The organism is Pseudoalteromonas sp. SCSIO 43101 (assembly GCF_023650775.1).
In the GTDB taxonomy this organism is placed as follows: Bacteria; Pseudomonadota; Gammaproteobacteria; order Enterobacterales; family Alteromonadaceae; genus Pseudoalteromonas; species Pseudoalteromonas apostichopi.
On record NZ_CP072673.1, the window covers coordinates 2,055,075 to 2,076,912 of the forward strand.

At 40.3% G+C, this 21,838-nt stretch carries 13 protein-coding genes; 3 read left to right on the top strand and 10 right to left on the bottom strand.

What is annotated here, in order from left to right:
• Positions 1–2 precede the first annotated feature (2 nt).
• Together J8Z25_RS09595 and J8Z25_RS09600 are read right to left on the bottom strand one after the other, a co-directional pair.
• Positions 3–1,499, bottom strand: coding sequence for a tryptophan halogenase family protein (locus tag J8Z25_RS09595; RefSeq protein WP_250660963.1), 1,497 nt, complete (start codon positions 1,497–1,499; stop codon positions 3–5).
• Positions 1,500–1,604: 105 nt separating this feature from the next.
• Positions 1,605–4,394: a TonB-dependent receptor gene (locus J8Z25_RS09600; RefSeq protein ID WP_130051338.1), complete on the bottom strand. Its 2,790-nt coding sequence runs from the start codon at positions 4,392–4,394 to the stop codon at positions 1,605–1,607.
• Positions 4,395–5,077: 683 nt separating this feature from the next.
• On the opposite strand from J8Z25_RS09600, the gene J8Z25_RS09605 reads away from it, so the two are divergent.
• On the top strand, positions 5,078–6,703 hold the full coding sequence (locus tag J8Z25_RS09605; RefSeq protein WP_250660964.1) for an alpha-glucosidase family protein: 1,626 nt from the start codon (positions 5,078–5,080) through the stop codon (positions 6,701–6,703).
• A 59-nt stretch (positions 6,704–6,762) separates the two neighbouring features.
• Here J8Z25_RS09605 and J8Z25_RS09610 read toward each other — a convergent pair whose 3' ends face one another.
• Entirely contained in the window at positions 6,763–7,311 is a 549-nt protein-coding gene (locus J8Z25_RS09610; protein ID WP_130051336.1) for a TIGR00645 family protein, read from the bottom strand.
• A 240-nt stretch (positions 7,312–7,551) separates the two neighbouring features.
• Between J8Z25_RS09610 and J8Z25_RS09615 the strand changes: the two genes are divergently transcribed.
• On the top strand, positions 7,552–7,794 hold the full coding sequence (locus J8Z25_RS09615; protein WP_054551458.1) for a hypothetical protein: 243 nt from the start codon (positions 7,552–7,554) through the stop codon (positions 7,792–7,794).
• Positions 7,795–7,860: 66 nt separating this feature from the next.
• Here the strand turns inward: J8Z25_RS09615 and J8Z25_RS09620 are convergent, their stop codons facing one another.
• The 4 genes from J8Z25_RS09620 to J8Z25_RS09635 all read right to left on the bottom strand — a co-directional run bounded on the left by J8Z25_RS09620 (position 7,861) and on the right by J8Z25_RS09635 (position 15,062).
• Positions 7,861–8,046 (bottom strand): YrhK family protein, encoded by a 186-nt coding sequence (locus J8Z25_RS09620; protein WP_250660965.1) that lies wholly within the window; start codon positions 8,044–8,046, stop codon positions 7,861–7,863.
• Positions 8,047–8,055: 9 nt separating this feature from the next.
• Entirely contained in the window at positions 8,056–8,511 is a 456-nt protein-coding gene (locus J8Z25_RS09625; RefSeq protein ID WP_250660966.1) for a carboxymuconolactone decarboxylase family protein, read from the bottom strand.
• Positions 8,512–8,658: 147 nt separating this feature from the next.
• Complete coding sequence (topA, locus tag J8Z25_RS09630) at positions 8,659–11,316, bottom strand: type I DNA topoisomerase (protein WP_130051333.1); 2,658 nt, start codon at positions 11,314–11,316, stop codon at positions 8,659–8,661.
• Between the two features lie 308 nt (positions 11,317–11,624).
• Entirely contained in the window at positions 11,625–15,062 is a 3,438-nt protein-coding gene (locus J8Z25_RS09635) for an Ig-like domain-containing protein (RefSeq protein ID WP_130051332.1), read from the bottom strand.
• Between the two features lie 192 nt (positions 15,063–15,254).
• Here J8Z25_RS09635 and J8Z25_RS09640 point away from each other — a divergent pair, with 192 nt between their 5' ends.
• Complete coding sequence (locus tag J8Z25_RS09640; protein ID WP_130051331.1) at positions 15,255–16,586, top strand: dicarboxylate/amino acid:cation symporter; 1,332 nt, start codon at positions 15,255–15,257, stop codon at positions 16,584–16,586.
• Between the two features lie 56 nt (positions 16,587–16,642).
• Here J8Z25_RS09640 and J8Z25_RS09645 read toward each other — a convergent pair whose 3' ends face one another.
• The 3 genes from J8Z25_RS09645 to J8Z25_RS09655 all read right to left on the bottom strand — a co-directional run bounded on the left by J8Z25_RS09645 (position 16,643) and on the right by J8Z25_RS09655 (position 21,679).
• On the bottom strand, positions 16,643–17,968 hold the full coding sequence (locus J8Z25_RS09645; RefSeq protein WP_250660967.1) for an IS4 family transposase: 1,326 nt from the start codon (positions 17,966–17,968) through the stop codon (positions 16,643–16,645).
• A gap of 146 nt (positions 17,969–18,114) precedes the next feature.
• Positions 18,115–19,131: a protease SohB gene (sohB, locus tag J8Z25_RS09650; protein ID WP_130051330.1), complete on the bottom strand. Its 1,017-nt coding sequence runs from the start codon at positions 19,129–19,131 to the stop codon at positions 18,115–18,117.
• Positions 19,132–19,246: 115 nt separating this feature from the next.
• Positions 19,247–21,679, bottom strand: coding sequence for a VolA/Pla-1 family phospholipase (locus J8Z25_RS09655; RefSeq protein WP_178927049.1), 2,433 nt, complete (start codon positions 21,677–21,679; stop codon positions 19,247–19,249).
• Positions 21,680–21,838: the final 159 nt, after the last annotated feature.

Below are 21,838 nucleotides of genomic sequence, written 5' to 3' on the forward strand. Positions count from 1 at the left end.
AATTAATTTTGTACTTTTTCTAAAAATTGACTGTGACTCGGTAGCTGCTCTACGGTGTTATTAATCAACGTTTTTAAATTACTAAATAACTCATTTAACTGCTCATCAGATAAGGCATCAGTTAATGGATGATGATCGTCTGCAATAAGACCTTGCCCTATCATGACTTGCTGCCAAGCAACTTCAGCAAATAGCTCTTCGTCTTCTCTTACGAGCTTGCCGCTGGATTTAAATAGCTCAATTTTATTTTTGAGGCTGCTTGGAATATCCATGCCTTTACAAAAACGCCAAAATGCAGTGTCATCACGTTCAGTTAGCTTGTAATGAAGGATAATAAAGTCACGAATTCGCTCAAATTCTGTTTTACTTTGTTTATTAAATTCATCAACTAAGCTTTGCTTAATACCTTGATGAGGAAAAAACTTAATTAAACGAATGGCTGCACTTTGAATTAAATGAATACTGGTCGATTCTAAAGGCTCTAAAAAACCACTCGATAAGCCAACCGATACCACATTTTTATGCCACTGCTTTAAACGACGCCCTGTTTTAAATTTAATAATACGTGGCTCTGTCAATGGCTTAGCTGGTAAGTTGTCCAGAAGCTGTTGTTTAGCTGATTCATCAGATAAGAAACGAGACGAATATACAAGGCCGTTTCCTACACGATGCTGTAATGGAATTTGCCATTGCCAACCAGAGTCTTTTGCAATTGACCGTGTATAAGGAATTGCATCCGTAGCGGATTCACTTTGCACTGCAACAGCACTATCACAAGGTAGCCAGTGTGACCAATCTTCAAAACCTGTATTGAGTGTTTCTTCTATCAATAAGGCACGCAGGCCTGTGCAATCAATAAATAAGTCGCCATCTATTTGCTTGCCATTTTGCATCAGCAAAGAAGAAATATATCCGCTTTGATGGCATTGATTAATCGATTCAATTTTGCCTTCGATACGTTTTACGCCCCGTGATTGCGCTAATTCTTTTAAGAATTCGCCATATCGTGTGGCATCAAAGTGATAAGCATAATGTAAGCCTGCTAATTGGGTATTAGGAATATGACTAAGGTGGGAAAATTTATGTGCTTTTGCAGCTTGGTAATTAAGTGAGAAATCCCAAAAATCAGGCGCGTTTTGTGTTTGATTTGCTTTTAGCCAAAAATGATAAAACTCACAAAACGGAAAGTCTTTACCTATCTCACCAAAGGCATGCATATAGCTATGGCCTTGGCTGCGCCAATTTTCAAACTCGATACCTAGTTTAATCGTTGCGCCAGTGGCCTTTATAAATTCTTTTTCAGAAATGCCAAGCGCACCATTTAGATGCAAGATAGGTGGAATGCTCGCTTCGCCTACACCAACAGTGCCAATTTCTGCTGATTCAATAAGCGTGATATCAAGCACTTTCCCAAGCACTTTATTAAGTAACGCAGCGGTTATCCAACCAGCGGTACCACCACCGGCAATCACTACCTTTGTAATTTTTTTTGATTCCATAGTACACCTAACGCCAAATTCAATTCATTGAGTGTAGCTCACTGATATAAAAAAGCCCTTGTAAAACAAATCACAAGGGCAATTTTCTATCGCTGTTTTAGCTAATTACAGCTTATAGCTGAAGCCTAACAGGAATGTACGACCGTAGTCTTGGTAATCACGTACTTGAAGTGAGTTATCACCTTGTAGTGATGTAAACGGCTCTTCAGTGATGTTCTGTACTTGGAAAGTGACAGATAAACCGTCAAGGCTCTCTACACCACCTTCGCTGAAGTCATAACCAATTTGAGCATCCCAAATTGTTTCGCCTTTAATATCAACTTGTGTAGTAGCAAAACCTAAACCGTATACGTCACCTTTAAAGTCGCTACGCTTACGCATGCTGGTACGCGCTTGGAAACCATTACGCTCAAAGTAAACTGTTAAGCTATCGATTTGATCAGATAGGCCAGGTAGCTCATAGTCGTTACCATTTTGGTCAGTTAAGTCTTGCTCAACACCTGTATGGCTTGCGATTAGGCCAAAACCGTCTAAAGATTCGCTGAACATTGTGAACGGTAGTGTTAATGAAAGCTCATAACCCCAAAGGTCACCAGAACCACCATTTACTTTACCAGAACCAGTACCAGTTGAAGTCGCAGGGATTTCACCAGTAGACGGGTCAGCTACACCACTCATATCAATTTCATAAGTACCATCGAAAATCCACTGAGTGATATCTTTGTAGAATACAGCTGCAGCGAAATAACCTTCTTCATGGAAGTAATTTTCGTAGCTTAAATCAAAACCAGTTGCTTCTTTAGGCTCAAGCTCTGGGTTACCACCAGATACACTCCAGTAGTTACCGTTTTCATCTGGTTGTTGGTTATAAGATGCATTAACTGATGAGTTCATTTCGTCTAAGCGAGCACGAGAAATCGTTTTCGCTGCGCCGAAGCGTACAGTTTGCTCTTCATCAATTGCAAACGATAAATTGATGCTTGGTAAGAAGTGGCTGTAGTCATGGCTTACATCGGTCTCTGATACAACAACTAAACCATCAACAGTGTTTGCAGCAAAACCCTGTGAAGACTGTTCAGTTTTCACATAACGAACACCAATATTACCTGTTACAGGGATTGAACCCAGCTCAGCATTGATATCAGCTTGAGCAAAGAATGCTGTTACTTCTTCTTGTACAGTCCAAGATTGTGTTTTGTGCTTTGAATCAGTAAGGCTTTCTTGAAGAAGGTTATAATAACCATCATTTACTAAACCATTGGTATCATAAGCAACCATGTTACCCATGCCGATGAAATCAAGACTCGCTGTACCTAAGCGGTATTGCTCCGGGATTGATACCATGCCAGGGTTCGATAAAGAGAAGTCTTTTAATGTCATGAAGTAACCTTCCGACAACTTACTCTTTTCACGGTCACGGTATGACATACCAAATGACACTCGGCTGATGTAAGCATTATCAAGTACTTTGCTTGCAGCAAGTTTTAATGTGCTTAGTTCATCATTAATTTCTGGCGCATTAATAAAGCCATCTTGCGCTGTATTTTGATACTCAGTACCTGTTAAACCATACTTGTCATTAAGTGCAGCACTTGCACCCCAAGATAATGGGCCACCAAGTTGAATTAAGTCATAATCACTGTAATCAAGGTTATGACTAAATTGCGCGCCAGTGTTACCACCGTCAAACTCATAGCCGATTGTATCAGCAACACCATTCGCGTCACCACGACCTGTACCTGAGTAGCTTTCGATACTCCAAATTTGACGTTCAACTTCAGAACGGCTTACGTCAAATTCTACTGACCAATCATCGCTAATGTCATATTTTGCATTAAAACCAAACTGAGTGAGCTCAGCATTACGCTCTTCGTAGTCATTACGAACAACAACACGTTGGCCTTCTGTTACTGCACTAGTAATGAAACCAGTGTCAGCGTCAACAACTGCTGAACTTGGGTCGATTGAACCTTGGCCCCATGCGAATGGAACTTCTATACCACGTAGGATTTTTTCATCTGAGAAATCTACATATAAGGCATCAAATGTCATGTTTAAGCGATCAGTCGGCGCAGCTTCAATTACAAGCATTGCTGTATCACGCTCAAGAGTCGATGAACGTACAAATGGCTTAGCACCACCTAAAATTGAGTATGTATTGCCATCTTCACCCGTAAACTCAGGATAACCCCACGAGTTCCAACGTTTTTCTTGGTTTGGTGAGCTCATCGTGTTGTATGCAAATGCAACACCGATTGTGTCATCAGCAAATTGGTCAATGTATGAGAACGTACCGCGGAAACCTTGGTCGTCACCGTCTGGATTTAATTTATCAAAACCTGTTTGCTCATATTGACCGTTGAACATGATAACTTGTTCACCTTTACTTAAAGGTTTCACAGTTTGCATGTCGATTACACCAGCAATACCTTCAGCTTCAATACCTGCACTTGGTGTTTTGTATACCGTTACGCCACTCATAATTTCTGATGGATAAAGGTCAAATTCTACACCACGGTTGTCACCGATTGATACTTGCTCACGACCGTTGAATGTCGTTGCACTTTCGTTTTCACTGAAACCACGAACACTTACACGGCTAGCTCGACCGTCTAGGCGTTGTGCTGTTAAACCAGGAAGGCGTGCGATTGATTCTGCAATTGATGAATCAGGTAATTTACCGATATCTTCTGCAGAGATTGACTCAACAACTTCAGGAGTGAAGCGTTTAGTATTAATAGATTCTACAACACTGCCACGAAAACCTTTAACTTCGATAACTTCAACGTTATCGTTTTTCGCTTTTTGGTCTTCTTCTGCAGCATACGCTACAAAGCTATTTAAACCTGCGGCTGTTAAAGCCAGAGTTAATATACTTGGTTTGAACATAGACATGATGTTTTCCCATTACCCAAATTGTAATGCCAACGTGTTGCAGTTATTCATTAACATAATAGCTGAAATTCGCTGACTGATTTTGTTGTCGAATTGAATATTAACGCTCTGATTATTTTCTTAACAAATTTATGCATACGTATTCAGCGTAGCTCACCCTCACAAAAATTAACAACATTTTTACAAAACCAACCTTCAAGCCACTGAATTTAAAGTATTTAATGATTTTTACGTCTTAGTTAATAGTAATGAAACATTTTTGCTATATTTAAGAACCTAATTTGGTTACAGAAATGGATACTAAGCCATTTATCTCGCTTAAATAGCGACATGACGCAATTATATTAGGAACAGACCTGCACCAATGATAATTGGTCTTACCAATTGTGATGGTGCACCATTCTGGTGTAATCCAGCTATTTTATGCACCAAGCTGGAGTTTTCATTTGTTGATAAGAGAAGGAATATCTAATTGGTAAGTTTTATTAATTGATATTCGAGTTGTTTACTTTTAAATCAAGTTAATGAATTTTACTGAGCACATAGATGAATTTGGCGTGCATACGTATGCAGAGTTTTTACAGTATCTCACCCTTCACGTATGCTTTTGACATTCCGGCAACATATTGCATTAACGGTTGCCTAACAGTTTACATACACTGAGTGTCACGATGGAGAAAAACATGGCTCAAAAGCAGTGGTATAAAGGTGCGGTTATTTATCAAGTTTACCCGCGCAGTTTCCAAGACACCAATGGCGATGGCATTGGTGATATCAAAGGTATCATTGATCGCATTGATTACATTAAAAGCCTAGGTGTTGATGCTATTTGGGTTTCACCTTTCTTTAAATCGCCAATGAAAGACTTTGGTTATGACATCAGTGACTACCGTGATATCGACCCATTGTTTGGTAACCTTGATGATTTTGATGAACTCATTGCACAAGCGCACCAACGTGATATTAAAATCATTATAGATCAGGTATTGAGCCATACCTCAGATCAACATCAATGGTTCCTTGATAGCCGTGAAGATAAAACTAACGACAAAGCAGATTGGTATGTATGGGCTGATGCAAAGCCGGACGGTACACAACCAAATAACTGGTTATCTATTTTTGGTGGCCCTGCATGGCAGTGGGAACCGCGTCGTGGTCAATATTACTTACATAACTTCTTTGCTGAGCAGCCAGATTTAAACTTCCATAACCCTGAAGTACGTAAAGCGGTGTTAGACAATGTTGAGTTTTGGCTTAAGAAAGGTGTTGATGGTTTCCGCTTAGATGCCATTAACTTTTGCTATCACGATGCTCAATTACGGGATAACCCTGCTAAGCCACCAGAGAAGCGTCAAGGCCGTGGCTTTAGCGAAGACAACCCATATGCGTTCCAGTATCACTACTACAATAATACGCAACCTGAGAATCTGAGTTTTATGCAAGACATTCGTGCCCTATTAAACAAATACCCTGGCACAGTTGCATTAGGCGAAATCTCATCTGAAGATTCACTTGCAACCATGGCTGAGTACACATCAGGTGGTGACAAACTCCATATGGGTTATAGCTTTGAGCTGCTTACCAATGACTATAGCGCTGAGTATATTCGTACAACTGTAAGCACCCTAGAGCAGCGCATGACTGAAGGCTGGCCATGCTGGGCTTTTAGCAACCACGACGTAGAACGCGTTGCTAGTCGCTGGAGTAAAGGCGATACGATTGAGCCACAACAATGTAAGATGCTAACAGCCCTACTAGCCTCTTTACGTGGCAGCGTATGTATGTACCAAGGTGAAGAGCTTGGCCTAGGTGAAGCTGAAGTCGCTTTTGAAGACCTACAAGACCCATATGGCATCACATTCTGGCCAAACTTTAAAGGCCGTGACGGTTGTCGTACACCGATGCCTTGGGATGCAACGGATGCAGAGCAAGCTGGCTTCTCATCAGTAAAACCTTGGTTACCTGTGGGCGATGCGCACAAAACAGTTGCGGTAAATACGCAAGATCAAGATAAAGATTCGATTTTGAATGCCTACCGTGAATTTATGGCATGGCGTAAAGACAAAAACGTTCTCTTAGAAGGCGATATTGAATTTATAGATACGCAAGAGCCTGTGCTTGCTTTTTATCGAACGCTTAACGACACTAAAATGCTTTGTGCATTTAACTTGGCTGCGCAAAGTAGTGAACTGACAATCTCTGACTCTGTGTCTTCACAGCATACTGAGATCTCTCATCACACAGCTGAATTAAACAATAATACAGTCACTCTGCCCGGGTTCGGTTGCTTTTACGCAACCCTGAATTAAGAATCAGTTGTTAAAAACCAAGCCCTGCTATTGCAGGGCTTTTTTATGGAAGATTGCTATTAATGGTTCATGGTTTTACTATTTATGTAATCCGTTAGCGCAAATAACACCCCCGACACCACAAAAGTAACATGAATTAACACCTTCCAGAGTAACTCATCTGTGGAATGATTGTTTGAGCTGATAAACACTTTTAAAAGCTCGACAGCCGATATAGCAACAATTGCACTGATCAATTTCATCTTAAGACCCGAGAAACCAACCTTACCCATCCAAACAGGTCGATCTTCGTGATTTTCTATATTTAACTTTGAAACAAAGTTTTCGTAACCACTGAAAATGATAATAAGCAAAAGCCCTGCTAGTAGCGCAGTGTCAACTAAAGTCAAAATGCCCACCAAAAGCTCTTGGTTTGACGCAGTGAACGTATTTAAGGCCATACTGTATAAGTATTTAAAGAACTTTAGCAGCAGTAATACCACAGCGACTAATAAGCCAATAAAGAATGGCGCTAATAACCAACGCGAGCGAAAAATAAAACTCTCAACAACGTGTTCTAGCTTGCTTGGTACTTTCTTTATTTTTGAATGAGTCACTTGTTCAGACATAACTTAATTCACTTTTCTTTTTAAAATTAGCGCGATAATACGTGTATTAGCCTCACCATTGCTAGCCTTAGAGGTAAAAATAGTGGTTATTTTTTGCTTATCTTTACGATAAAAAAATTTCGTTATCTTTTTTTGAAATTTAGTTTATAAATTCACTCAAGCAAAGTGAGATACACATTGCGCACCATTACTGTGCAATTGAGCCGGTAATAATTACTTTTGTTGATTAGGAATAATTAAATGAAAAAAGCATTGCTAGCACTAATTTTGGCACCTGTTTTAAGCGTGTCAGCAACGAATGCAATCGCTAATGAAGCACCAGAAGCATCAGCTGAAATGATCAAAGAATACACCGAAATGTGTTTAAACTGGGCAAAAGATGATGACATCAGCAACGAAGAATTAAAGCCATACGTATTAAAGTGTGTGAACGATGAGCTTGAAGCTGAAGGCTATAAAAAAGTAAAAGACGTACAAATCTAATTTTACGCCAGCTTAGAATATGGAAAACCGGAATGACACAAAGATGTGCGCTCCGGTTTTTTGTTATTAATGGCTGTAATAATCAGCGAATGCACTTAATAAAAATAATAACGAACCTATCATGAATAACACCACCCCCAATGTGGCATATTCTATAAATGCAGGTAAAAATAAGATACTACCAAAGAAAAAGGCGCATGCTGATAATATATTTACCAACGCATTAACCCTAGGTGCGAGTGTAAACTTCATAATTATTCTCTACTCCGTTAACTCAGGGATAAAGTGAAACGCTTTAACGACACGGTTCCAACTATTAATCTCTAACACAATTGCCGTCAGTGCCACGACATCTTTTTCAGTAAATATTAAAGACACTTGGTTGTACACATTGTCTTCAACATGCTTATCAATGATATTTGTTAATGCTTCTGCCCAGGCTAATGCTGAAACTTCTTCCTCTGAGAACACTGGAACTTCTCGCCAAGCAGCCAATACATCTAATCGTTGCTGATGCTCTCCATGGCGTCTTAACTCTGCTGAGTGCATATGCTGACAAAATCCACAGCCATTTATTTGCGACACTCTGAGTCTTACTAGATCTACAATCCTACTAGTTATTTTTGAATCTTCTGGTAGTGTGCTCAGTCCAGTTAAATGTTCAACAAGTCCTGGGTTAAGTGAATATACCTGCTGTTGGGATAAACGAGTTTGCATTATAAATCTCCTATCTTAATAATGGAGACAGAATAGCAACTGATTAAAAGCAAAGATTGGTAAAAAACGACATTAGCAAATGTCATAAAAGCACAAAAAAAAGGATTGCAACTGCAATCCCTTTTTATGATCTAAATAGATGTAAACTTACTTTTTAGTCGCCGCTTTTTTCTTAGGCGCTTTCTTTTTACTCTCTTCTACCCATTTTCCATTTTGGTAGTGAGCAGTCCAGCCTGTGGCTTTGCCATCTACTTCACTCATTACATACTGCTCTTTATTTTTACGGCTGTAACGTACAATTGAAGGATTGCCATCAGGGTCTTGTGCCGGCGCATCGGCAAGATAGTAAAACTTTTCAGAAATTCGGTCTCTGAAGCGTTTTAACTCTTCAACTTTAGGCGCACGCGTTTCACGTGATTTAGGGAAAGTATTTGCAGCTAAGAAAATACCCGATGCACCATCACGCAGTACAAAATAAGCTTCTGATTTTTCACACTCTAGCTCAGGTAAATGAACTGGATCTTCCTTCGGCGGTGCAGCTTCACCATTTTTAAGTAACTTACGAGTATTTTTACACTCTTCATTACTACAGCCAAAGTACTTACCAAAACGACCTGATTTTAACTGCATATCTGAACCACATTTATCACATTCAATAATGGGGCCGTCGTAACCTTTAATTTTAAAGGTACCTTGTTCAACGATATATCCTTTACACGCAGGGTTGTTACCACATACATGTAATTTGCGTGTTTCATCGATTAAGTATGAATCCATTGCCGTTTCACAGATTGGACAACGCTTCATTTGCATCAGTGATTCTGTTTCGACGTCTTCAACATCTGCAGCAATTGCTTCATCGCCTGGCACCAAGTTCATAGTTGTTGTGCAACGCTCTTTTGGTGGCAGGTTGTAACCCGTACAGCCTAAGAACACACCGGTTGATGCAGTTCGGATACCCATCTTGCGACCACAGGTTGGACAATCGATGTCGGTTTCAACCATTTGATTTTGGCGCATACCGCCGTGCTCTTCATCACCTGAGGCAACTTCAAGCTGGGTTGAAAAATCCGCATAAAACTTATCTAGTACTTGTGTCCAGACACGTTCACCTTCTGCGATATCATCCAGACGACCTTCCATCTTAGCGGTAAAATCAAAGTTCATTAGGTCTTCGAAGTTTTCAACTAACCTGTCCGTAACAATCTCACCCATTTTTTCAGCGAAGAAACGACGGTTCTCAACACGCACATAACCACGGTCTTGAATTGTTGAGATGATAGATGCATACGTAGAAGGACGACCGATACCACGCTTTTCTAATTCTTTAACTAAGCTTGCTTCACTAAAGCGTGCTGGTGGCTTTGTAAAATGTTGTTTAGGGTCTAACTCTACAAGCGTGAGTACATCACCTTCTTTAACTGCAGGCAGTGACTGATCTTCTTCGTTTTTCTTACGAACAGCTGGCTGAACTTTTGTCCAACCGTCAAAGCGAAGCACACGGCCTTTTGCTTTTAATTGATAATCACCCGCGCCAACCGTTAAAGTTGTTAAATCGTATTCTGCAGGGACCATTTGGCAAGCAACAAACTGACGCCAAATTAGTTCATATAACTTTTTAGCATCGGCCTCAACACCATCTAAATGACCAGATAACACAGTGACACTCGAAGGACGAATCGCTTCGTGCGCCTCTTGTGCATTGCCTTTAGAACTATAGCTGATAGGTGCTTTAGGTAAATACTTTTCACCAAATTGCTCAGTCACGTAATCACGACACATTTCAACGGCATCTTTCGATAAGTTAGTTGAGTCGGTACGCATGTAAGTAATATGGCCAGCTTCATACAAGCGTTGAGCCAACATCATCGTCTTCTTAACACCATAACCTAGGCGCGTACTTGCTGCCTGTTGCATGGTTGAAGTAATAAATGGTGCACTCGGTTTACTCTTGCTTGGCTTTTCTTCAACACTAATGACCTTGTAGTCAGCTTTTTCAAGTTGACTAACGGCAGACATCGCCTGCTCTTCATTAACTGGCTTAAAAGGCTTGTCTGCGTGTTTGGTAACTTCTAACCTTAAAGCTGCTTCAGTATTTTTTACATCAGCGTGGACATCCCAAAACTCTTCAGGAATGAATGCTTTAATCTCACGTTCGCGTTCAACGAGTAGACGCACCGCGACAGATTGAACACGACCAGCTGATAAGCCACGAGCAACTTTTGCCCATAATAGCGGCGACACCATAAAACCTACAACACGGTCAAGGAAACGACGTGCTTGCTGCGCATACACCATATCAGTGTTTAGTTCGCCCGGTGTTTCGAATGCCTGTTGAATAGCATTTTTCGTAATTTCGTTAAAAACAACTCGCTTATATTTTTCAGGCTCGCCACCAATAATCTGTTCGAGGTGCCATGCAATGGCTTCCCCTTCTCTATCCAAATCGGTTGCGAGATAGATTTTATCTGCATTTTCAGCAAGTTTTTTTAATTCTTGAACAACTTTCTCTTTGCCGGGTAAGACTTCGTAATGTGGCTCCCAGCCTTTTTCAGGATCAATACCCATGCGGGCAACAAGATTTTTATAATCGCGTTGCTTTTTGTAGGCAGCTTTTTCTTCTGGTGACATTTTTCGAACTTCAGCAGGCGTTTTCGTCGCTGCAGTTTTCGTTTTGCCTGAACCTGAAGTTGGTAGATCACGCACATGCCCAACACTGGACTTTACGATGAAATCGTTACCTAAGTATTTATTAATTGTTTTTGCCTTTGCTGGAGACTCTACAATTACAAGTGATTTGCCCATAGCTGCCTATTTCTGACCGAATATTTTAAAAGTTTTTTGCCCTTATAAATGTATATCCATCACATTAAACAAATAAGTATGATTTTTTAACATTGGAGCACGAATATTTATAGGTATATCTACAAACACCAATTGTTACAAGCTTTTAATCGAAACTTTTCTTCATTGACTGAATAATTAAACAATTTTTGTTGCTAATTTAGTCAATGTGGCGTTTTGCGGTAATTTCAAGGGGAATATATAGAACAGCAACAAAAATGCCAACCTTCTGGTTGGCATTTTTTTAAATTTAAACAAATAACTACTTATTAGCCATCATCAGTAATTGCAATTCGAGCAGTTGAAATGTTGCCTTTTCCAGTTGTAAATTCAACAGTTAAAAAGCCTTCAGTTTTACCATTTCTTTCTGACTCTCGACTTATTGATAAAACTTCTCCAAACGCTGCTGTCGCAGCTGAATTTCGAAGCTCAAAGCCATCAGTGCCGCTGTATTCTCCATTATCTGCAGTTACTGAAACACTGGTCCCTGCAGGCATTGGATTATTAAAAATATCAGAGTAATAAACTGCAAAAGTTAATGCGGCTAATTCAGTACCAGAATCAGCAGTTGTAATGTTTATATTTCTCACATCACAATAATTAGTATCAGCTGTTTCCTCTAAATCGAGAACAAACGCACCTTTTACATCAGCTGCAGGAAAACGTCGGATTGGATTACATTCCTCAATATCCCTAGCAAGTTGCATTGCATTATCTGTGAAAACTGTAGGATCATCTTCAGTTGTTTCAGCAAGAGCATCAGCAAATCGGCTACGCAGCTCATTTTTTGTAACTACAAATCGACTGTACGCAGTACTACCAGACATAATAATTTCAAAAGAATCTCGAATATCAACTAATTCTTTAGTACATAGGCTTTCAAAAGTATCACCATCTGTTGGCGTTGTTGCCTCTGACTTACATACTAAACCATTATATTTTCCATCCGCTAGTGTATGCATGCCATTAAGGTCAATATCCCAGCTTTCTTCGAAGTGTCCGGCATTCGTATTTTCTGGACTACACGGATCATCAGTAGCACCTTCTTGACAATTTTCAGCAGCCTTTGTCACTGATGCAGTAACTGGGTCGTAAATTGCTGCTAAACCATCATAAAAACCATTTTCATTATGATCGATAAATGCTTCTGTCAGGTCATAGCCACTGTAATATTCGTTGGTGTCAAAACGGCCGTTACCATTAATGTCGATGAATGACTCTTGACCTTTTGCTGTGACAAGTACTGTGGCACGGCCTCCTAGCGGTACGCCATTTTCATTGAATGCAGCGTTTAAAATACCTGCCATACAAGGCGCTGCGGCTCCAAAGTAAAGGTCACAGTTAATTGCATCAGTTTTTGGATTAATGCTGTTGATTCTGTTACCCCACTTAGCTTCTGTAAATGGTTTTGGATTTTGTGAACGCCACTGGGCAACACATTGTCCATCAACTGTATTACACTCAAGCTGAGGGTTAAACTCTGTGCCATCAATTGTTCCTATAGCACCGCCTTCTGTTGTTAAATATACAGATGTGCCATCAGGTACAGGATTATTAAAATGATCTGCAAGATAAACGTTAATTTCCTCAAGAACACCGTTATAATTTAATGCTTCGACATTAAAGTTTGTTGGGGCAGCCGTAAAACTATTACCATCAGGTAAACCTGAACTAATTGAAACAAGATCAGATACGGTTGTTATTTGCTCATCTAATGAAACTAAAGAAAGCTGACCTGTTGGACATGAAACATTGTTATCTCGCTCAGATTCATCAAGAAGGCATTCATCATAAAGCTCTTTCCAACAAGTTACATTATCGTTTTGGTTTTCAGGAATCAGTTCATCTGGTATGTAGCACGCTTGTACGCGAACAGCTTGAGGTACAAAGCCTGAATTAACTTGAATTCTTGCTAAGCCCTCTGAATCTGTAGAAACACTTGCATGCGAATAACCTGTCGCATCTGTTACTTCAGAAAGTGAAATGCCACCATTAGTCGAGCTCAAACGAAAATCTAATCGCTTTTGTTTTGCCGTATTACCAATTTCGTCAGTTAACTTAAATGTAAGTTGACTAATTTCTTTGCGAGATACACCACCAGTCCCTTTTAGTGCAATTACATGCTCGGTAGCTTCAACAAACTCAATCGAACTTACAGCTGCGGCCGATACTGGCACATTCACTGAAACAACTTTTGGTGTTCCCCCGGTAAGGACTGTTGCTGTGACCGTATCACCTTGTGTTGTGTTACAGCCGTTACTTCTATATGTTGCAGTTGCAATACCGCTAATACTCGTTGCGGTGTCATCCATAACAGCGAGGTCAGATTCAACGCAACCAGATGTAAACTCAACATCTAATGGCGTTACAAACAGCTCACCGTCAGCATCATAAATACTAACTGTAATAACCGTTGTTGCACCCGCTGCAAGTGGCACAAATTCGTCATCAATTACATTACCGGCGTCATCTACCTTGTTATATAAGCCATTTGAAATTTCTACACTTAACTCAGCAGTTGCAATTTCGAATGCTTTCGATGCAGTCACCGATTTAGCAGATACAGATACTTCACCTGCACCACTATTTGCGCCAGGTTGTAGTTTTAAAATTGCAAAACCAAAGTTGTCAGTAAGCGCTTTTCCTGATTCTGGTAATAAAGCGCCAAGATCAGTCGAAAGCTCAGCGATAATACCGTCGATACCATCACCCGAACTTGTATCAGTCACTTTTACCATAACGTCGATGAGTTCGTCAGATGAAAACTGATTTACGACGCTACACCCTGAAGCTAGGTAAGTTGTTTCAAGTGATGTTGTATTACGATTAGCCTCCCAGTTAGTTGCGCACCCTTGTAACAGCTTGATATCAAGTTCCGCTTCGGCACTTTCAACAGGGGCATCATCACCATTTGAAATAAAGCCTGCAATTTTAGTGATTGTGTTACCGCTTTCATCCGTGTATGTAGCAACTACTTGACCAGCCCCTTTAGAATCACCACTACTTAACGTTACTGAAGCTTCACCATTTGCATCAGTTAATGCAGTGCCTAATACAGGAGTGATTTTGCCTGTATAATTTGTTGTAAAAGAAATTAGCTGCCCCTGTAAAGGCTGTTCTTCTTCTAATAAGGTTGCAGTAACTGTCCCTTTATTATCTTTGCTAACAGGGTTTTCTACTGTAAATGGCGAGCCTGTGCTGTCTAAAATTGACACATCAAGAGTAATACTGCCACTAACACTTGAGTCATCTGTTTCAGAGCCATCTGATGTAAAGCCAAAGGTATCACTGAATGTTTCATCACCAACAACATAAGTAGCAGTAATAATCCCTGCACCCGCAGTATCACCCGCAGTTAGTGTAATTGACGCGACACCACCAGCATTAGTCAGAGCAGTTCCAGAAACAGGATCAAGCAAGCCAATGTCACCATCTAAACTAAAGCTTATAACTTCACTTGAAACCGCATCACCATTACTGGTCAGAGAAGCTAATATAGTTAATGGTGTATCAGATGTTACTGAGCTCGATTCTTGATCTGTGTCCTTTACGAAACCTTGAACAGCAACGACAAAACTTGGGTTATCGGTTGTACCATCATCCCCACCACCAAGTGAACCACTATCATTCTCTAATGACCCACCGCCGCCACAGGCAACTAACAATGAGCTGAAAACTATAATACTTAGCCATCGCAATAAAGGCATTGACCTCTCCCTAGTTAGCTATTTTAAAATTATTTATATATTTACCTAATATTAACCTAAAAATTAAACGAAGATCATAATTTTTTTCCTTTAAAGGCAACGAAATTCTTTAACTATTTATCGAATTTTTCTGTATAAAAATCTTCATGCTGGTAGTCTATGGCAAAATTTATAAAAAAATAGACTGGGTGTATGTCAAAAGTACGATCTTTAAGCCTTACATCTCGTATCATGGTAGGTATGGTACTGGGTGTAATCGTTGGTTTTATCTTTCAAGCCATTTTAGCGGGTGAAGACGATTTCCTTATTCCACTAGGGTTATTCTCTTTACCAATTAAAGCATTTTTCGTTGATGGAATTTTCCATGTTGGTGGTCAAATATTTATCGCAAGCTTGAAAATGCTTGTGGTACCACTGGTTTTTGTATCATTAGTCTGTGGTACTTGCAGCTTAAGCGACCCCAAGAAATTAGGACGTTTAGGTGGTAAATCAATTTTGCTTTATTTAGCGACTACTGCAATCGCTATTACCGTTGCTATTACCTTAGCGTTATTTGTAAATCCAGGAGAAGGTATCAATCTACCTTCAGATGCTAATTACAGTGCAAAAGAAGCGCCAACTCTCGCACAAGTTATCATTAGTATGTTCCCGACAAACCCTATTGATGCAATGGCAAGCGGTAATATGCTACAGGTTATTGTTTTTGCATTATTATTTGGCGTAGCGATGGCGCTTAGTGGTAAAGCGGGTCAACGAGTAGCAAATGTATTTGAAGACTTAAATACCGTTATTCTAAAGCTAGTTACTTTGCTTATGAATATTGCACCCTATGGTGTTTTCTTTTTAATGGCAAAACTATTTACTACTATAGATTTAAAACTAATAAAGAGCCTTGCATTGTACTTTGGTGTAGTTGTTTTTGCCCTACTCTTCCACGGTATTGTTAACTACAGTGTGTTGTTAAAAATGTTTACAGGTCTTAACCCTATTACGTTTTTAAAGAAAATGAAAAATGCCTGCCTATTTGCATTTAGCACATCAAGCTCAAGTGCAACCATGCCTATTACCCTAGAAACTGCTAGCAAAAAATTAGGCGCACATAATTCAGTTGCCTCATTTACCGTGCCTTTAGGTGCAACCATTAACATGGACGGCACAGCAATTATGCAAGGTGTTGCTACCGTATTCATTGCACAAGTATTTTCTGTTGATTTAACAATTTCAGATTACTTAATGGTTATTTTAACCGCAACACTTGCATCTGTAGGTACTGCTGGTGTGCCTGGTGTTGGTCTTATTATGTTAGCGATGGTGTTAAACCAAGTAGGCTTGCCTGTAGAAGGTATTGCTATCATTATTGGTGTAGACCGTTTACTTGATATGACGCGTACTGCTGTCAACGTTACTGGTGACTGTATGGTGACTTGTGTAGTTGCGAAATCTGAAGGGGAATTTGATGAAGACGTATTTAACGACCCAAATGCCGCTAAAGATTTAGAAGACTATCATAAATCGATTAAGTAATTATTTACTGGCTATTTATAAGTAAAAAACCCGCTTGAACAGCTAACACCATTCAGTTAAGCATGTTTTGATTGAATGGTGTATCTGGTTTTAGAAATGCGAACGGTCCTACTTTTGGGCCGTTTTCTTTTTTCAGGAAGAATATAGCGTTTCACTTTCTCTCTCATCGCCTTCAACTTTTTGGGGATTGACCCGGGTGAAGCGATTGCACACCAAAGTATTTCATCTTGTATATCGCGTAGTGCCATAACGAAGCTGATCCTAAGCGGCGACACATTGGCTTCTTTTGCTATGCGACTTATCTCCACCCTGACTAGGTTATATGCTAATAATATGCCCCATAGTTCCTGCTTGATACCCTCAACTGTCTGACTTCGCAGGAGAATACTATCTTCCAGCATCTGGTGTTTTATCTCGCCATAACTATTCTCTATTTCCCAGCGCTCGAAGTAAACATCAAGAATGTCACGGGTATTAAAAGCCTTTGTGTCTTCTAGGGAGCATAATAGTCCTCTTATTTTTCCTGGCCCCATAGGCTCAGGGTACAACACCAACCTTGCTTGCCAATGCTCTGGCAATGATGGGTCCAGCTTTCTAGCGTGGGCAGATACCTTCATTTCAACTTTAAAATCATAGTCCGAATAGGTTTCGATGATGGTGTACTGCGTGTTGCCTTTAATTGGTACCATCCAGTGAGATGCCGGATGCCGAAGACGCCAGTTAATCAGTAACTCAGCGCTCAGATAGCATCGGTCAAAAATGGTTAAACTGTTGTCGCTGACATATTCTGATAACCCTTTAGCGTAGCTCACCTCTCCTTGATAGCTGGGGCCAAACGCTACGTGATGTATCAACCTGCTCCTCAATGAGCTCAACGCACACATGCGTACGATGGGATACTCGGTATGGCGTGTTTTACTATGTTTAATATAGTGAAAGTGCTCACTCAGAGCGGGTGTGTCCGCGGTACGAAACTGTGTCCCGTCGACAGAAAATAAACGTAAGCCGTTCCAAGTGTCTGAACTATCTTCTTGCTGCGTCCAGTGTGTCGCACACAGGTTGAACAGTGCTTCAAGCGGTTCACTACTCAATCGCTGCCTCGCTTGTGGAATGGCACTTGGCACAACCGTATCGCCAAGCGTCTCAGTCAGCGTTAAGTCTAGTTTCTCTACAACATCGCTAATAGGACGGTCGCGAAAGAGCCCCATCGCAACAACAAGCCAGACAACTAGCTCAGCAGGTAACTTGCGTTTGCGAATACTGGCTTTATCAGTCTGTTTAAGTACTTGGGAAATCCAATCAAGTGGAATGTGCTGTTGAAATGTAGAAAGGGAGTCAGGAGCGACAAATGTCTCCGTATCTAACAACCAATGACTAAGCAAGAAAATACCCTCATTCCAAAATAGTAATGAGGGTATTCTGAAGCCACTAAAAGATCGGTCAACTGATCTGAAAAATATAATTCCTTAACTGATCGGTGTTAGCTCGAACAGCGGGTTTTTTATTTTAATTTTATATTTAGCACAACCTAAGGGTTTAAGCCTTTTAAGCGAGACATTAAACTCACACCCGCTTTACTTACACCCGAACTTAAACCTATAGCTAATTTGTCACTTAAATTTTTCTTAATACGGTATTTCACTTTAAAGATTTGGCGCTCTTTAGCTTGGCTCAATAAAATGTCATCACTGGTATCAATCTTGTCAACTAAGCCTTTATCAAACGCTTGAGTTGCAAACCAGTGCTCACCTGTAGCAACAGTATCAATATCAAGAGATGGACGCTGCTTACTAACAAAGGTTTTAAATAAACCGTGAGTTTGTTCAATTTCTTCTTTGAATTTTTCACGACCTTTATCGGTATTTTCACCAAAGATAGTTAAAGTACGTTTGTACTCACCCGCTGTGATTTGCTCAAAATCCACATCATTCTTTTTCAAGATTTTATTAAAGTTAGGAATTTGCGCAATAACACCGATTGAGCCTACGATTGCAAATGGTGCTGCGACAATCTCATTGGCAACACACGCCATCATATACCCTCCACTGGCTGCCACTTTATCTATGGCAACAGTTAAATGAATTTCGGCATTACGTAAGCGCTGTAACTGTGATGCTGCTAGACCATAACCGTGAACCACACCACCACCACTTTCTAGACGAATAAGCACGCGATCTTTTTCTTTATCAGCAATAGTTAAAATAGCCGTAATTTCTTCTCTTAGGCTTTCTACTTCATGAGCATCAACACTGCCGTTAAAATCTATGACATATAAGCGCGCTTTTGGCTCGTCGCCTTGCTGTTTTTTTGCCTCGAGTTTTTGCTGCTTGTGGTGTGCTTTAAGCTCTTTCTTTGAAAGGGTGTTTTCAATAAAACTTTGCTTTAAATCGTCAAGTTGTTCACTTAAGTCATCAATTGTTATCTCACCTTTTTTAGCTTTGGGTTTCACTGCAGCGCCCATAATAATGGCAACAATCACTGCAATTGCGATGACAAATGTGAGGGTCTTGGCAAAAAATAACCCATATTCGTATAAAAATTCCAATCAAACTCTCCATTTATTAATGATTCGCCACAATTTACCACGCTTTAAAGCAAAAAAAAGCCACATGAAGTGGCTTTTTACTTAATTGGTTATTACTTAATTAACAAGGTTTCGTTTATTCAGTGACAACATCTGAGTTTGTAACCTGAAGATACTGACCACGGCTTGCTAAGAAAGTCGCGATTTGCAATTGCATTTCAGCCGTTGCTGCAGCACTTTCTTCGGCCGTTGCGCCTGAGTCAGGTGTAGCAACAGGTGTTAAGACTGAGCTGTGGTGACCTTTGGTAAATTTAACAACATAGCTCATTGCGTCCGCTGTTGGGCCTTGTGTTTGTGCAACTGTTGTTAAACCCATTAGATTAGCAAGAGGTAAACTACCTGCAATTGGATTACTCGCTACCATTGGTGGAATAACCATATCAGCATTATTGTTCGCACCATCACCGACAACTACACTCATGTAAACTGGTGTGCCAAGAGCTGCAACTGATGCTGCATAGTTAGAAGGGTCGCCACTATCAAGCGCTGTTTGAGCTGCAAATGCAAACTGAGTTACCACACTTTGAATGTTAGCTAATTTTTCGGTTTCACCAGCTACTGTTAACGAACCTATGTACTCTTTATAAGCACATGTAACATAAGCTGTTTGATTTGAAGCAAGTGAACCACAGTTAGATAATGCTTCATTTTGAGTATAAGCGCCAAACTCTGCTGACTCTGCAGTACCAGCCGCAAGTAATACAGAACCTTGTACAAAAGGACCAAATGTATTTGATTCAATCAAGAAGTTTGCAATACCACCGCCACCACTGGCAAGAGCTACACTTTTAACGTTGAACATTGGGTCAACTTGAGCTGCTAAAGGTGCATTAGTCACAGCAACAAAAGCTGGTGCAACAACAGAGCCTAATGAATGTCCTAAGAATGATACATCTTGCGCATTTAAATCAGCAGCACCAGTAAAGTTCAAGCCTAAACGCAAACCAAGCAAATCAGCTACAGACTGACGTAAACTATCACGAGCTACCAATAAAGACTGTAAATTCATGTAACTTAGTACAGAACCTGTAGAGGCATTAAAGTCGTCAGTACCGTCACCGTCTACATCTACGCCACGCTCACCATGCATTGGGTGATCGATTGCAGCCGTTGCAAAACCTTGCATTGTTAATTGCGCTGTAATTGCTAGCATATCTTCTTTTTTAGAAGTAATGCCGTGCTGAAGAATAACAACAGGCCAGCCTGTCTCAGGCATGCTCAATGCGTCTAAGCCAAGCTGAGCTCGCACTGCATTAATAACAGGTAAAATTGGTTTAGTAATTTGTACTGGCACATTAGCAATGCTTTGTGTTTTTGGAATTGTGTTGTACTTAGTTAAGTGTTTTGTTTGATCTAAGCCTAAATCACGTAACTTGCCTCCACTTAACGCCATACAAAGGCCATCAGTTTCGCTAATAGGATCGGTTGGGAATGAATCACCCGCTGCAGCTGCATAGCCTAAAACAGCAACACCACTGTCACAAAGCCCTTGCCAATAAGTCGCAGATAAATCATCAACCGTTTTACCTGTAGGAGTTGCTAAATACATAGGTAACATCACGCTACCTTTTTGATATTGCACCCCACCAAAAACGGGTGAAACACCTGTAATACCTTGCGATGCAAATACTTGCTCGACTGTAATAACCGGTTGCTCAGGAATTTGAACCATAGGTGTCGGCAAGGCTGGTTGCGAAAGACTCGCTGCGAGGAGTTGCTTAACTGTACCAAGCACTTGACCTGCTGACTGCATTGTCATCGCTGCTGAATAGATAATTTCATCTTTTGTGATTGCACCACCTGATGTCACTGCATCTTCATAGCTATTGATAACAGCTTGAAGTGACTTCTGTGAATCAGTGATAAGTGCTGTCTCTTCGCTCACTAACGCGTAAGTTGAAGAAGGCTCAATTGAACGTCCTTCAGAGTCCATTAATGACGTTGTTAAAACGTTAATATAGGTACTACCAGCTTTGAACGGTTTAAGTGGGATCACAGCCACAGCATCGCCAGAACCTTGAGTAATAAAGTCAACACCAAAGGTTAATTCAGACACCAATTTACAGGCAATACCCGCAGGCACTTGCGAACAAGTTTCATCTGTTTGGCTTGCGCCCATGATTACTTCAAATATACGTACTGCACCAGGAGAAGCAGCAGATGCCGTATCAAGAGAGATACCCGCAGGAAAAGTTAAATCGATTTTAAACGGAGTTTGTGTTGACCAACCATCAAGTGCGCCAAGTGCAAGTTGTGGATCAGCATACGCTGCACGTTCAACACTAACATTGTTGTCATCTAATTCACCTGGCATGTTTAAAGTGCCATCAAGAGTACCACTCATTAATAAATCATTTGGTACTGAGATCACACTATTTGCTGGGTCAAATTTTACTGTCGCGGTTGGGAGAACAGGTGGATTATCATTTTTTACATCTTCTAATGTTTCCCCTCCACCACAGCCAGTAATGGCTGACGCAATGGCTAGTGAAAGTAGCAGTTTTTTCATAATTTCGCTCCGCGCAAATCTTATTGTTATTGTGTGTTCAAGGTAAAAAGTAGTTATTCTACTACCATTATTCTAAGTTAATTTAATGTAATTGGAATATTAATAAGACATTAGACCAGTTAAAGTTAACGTAAAGTTTCGATTTTCGCCACCTTAATT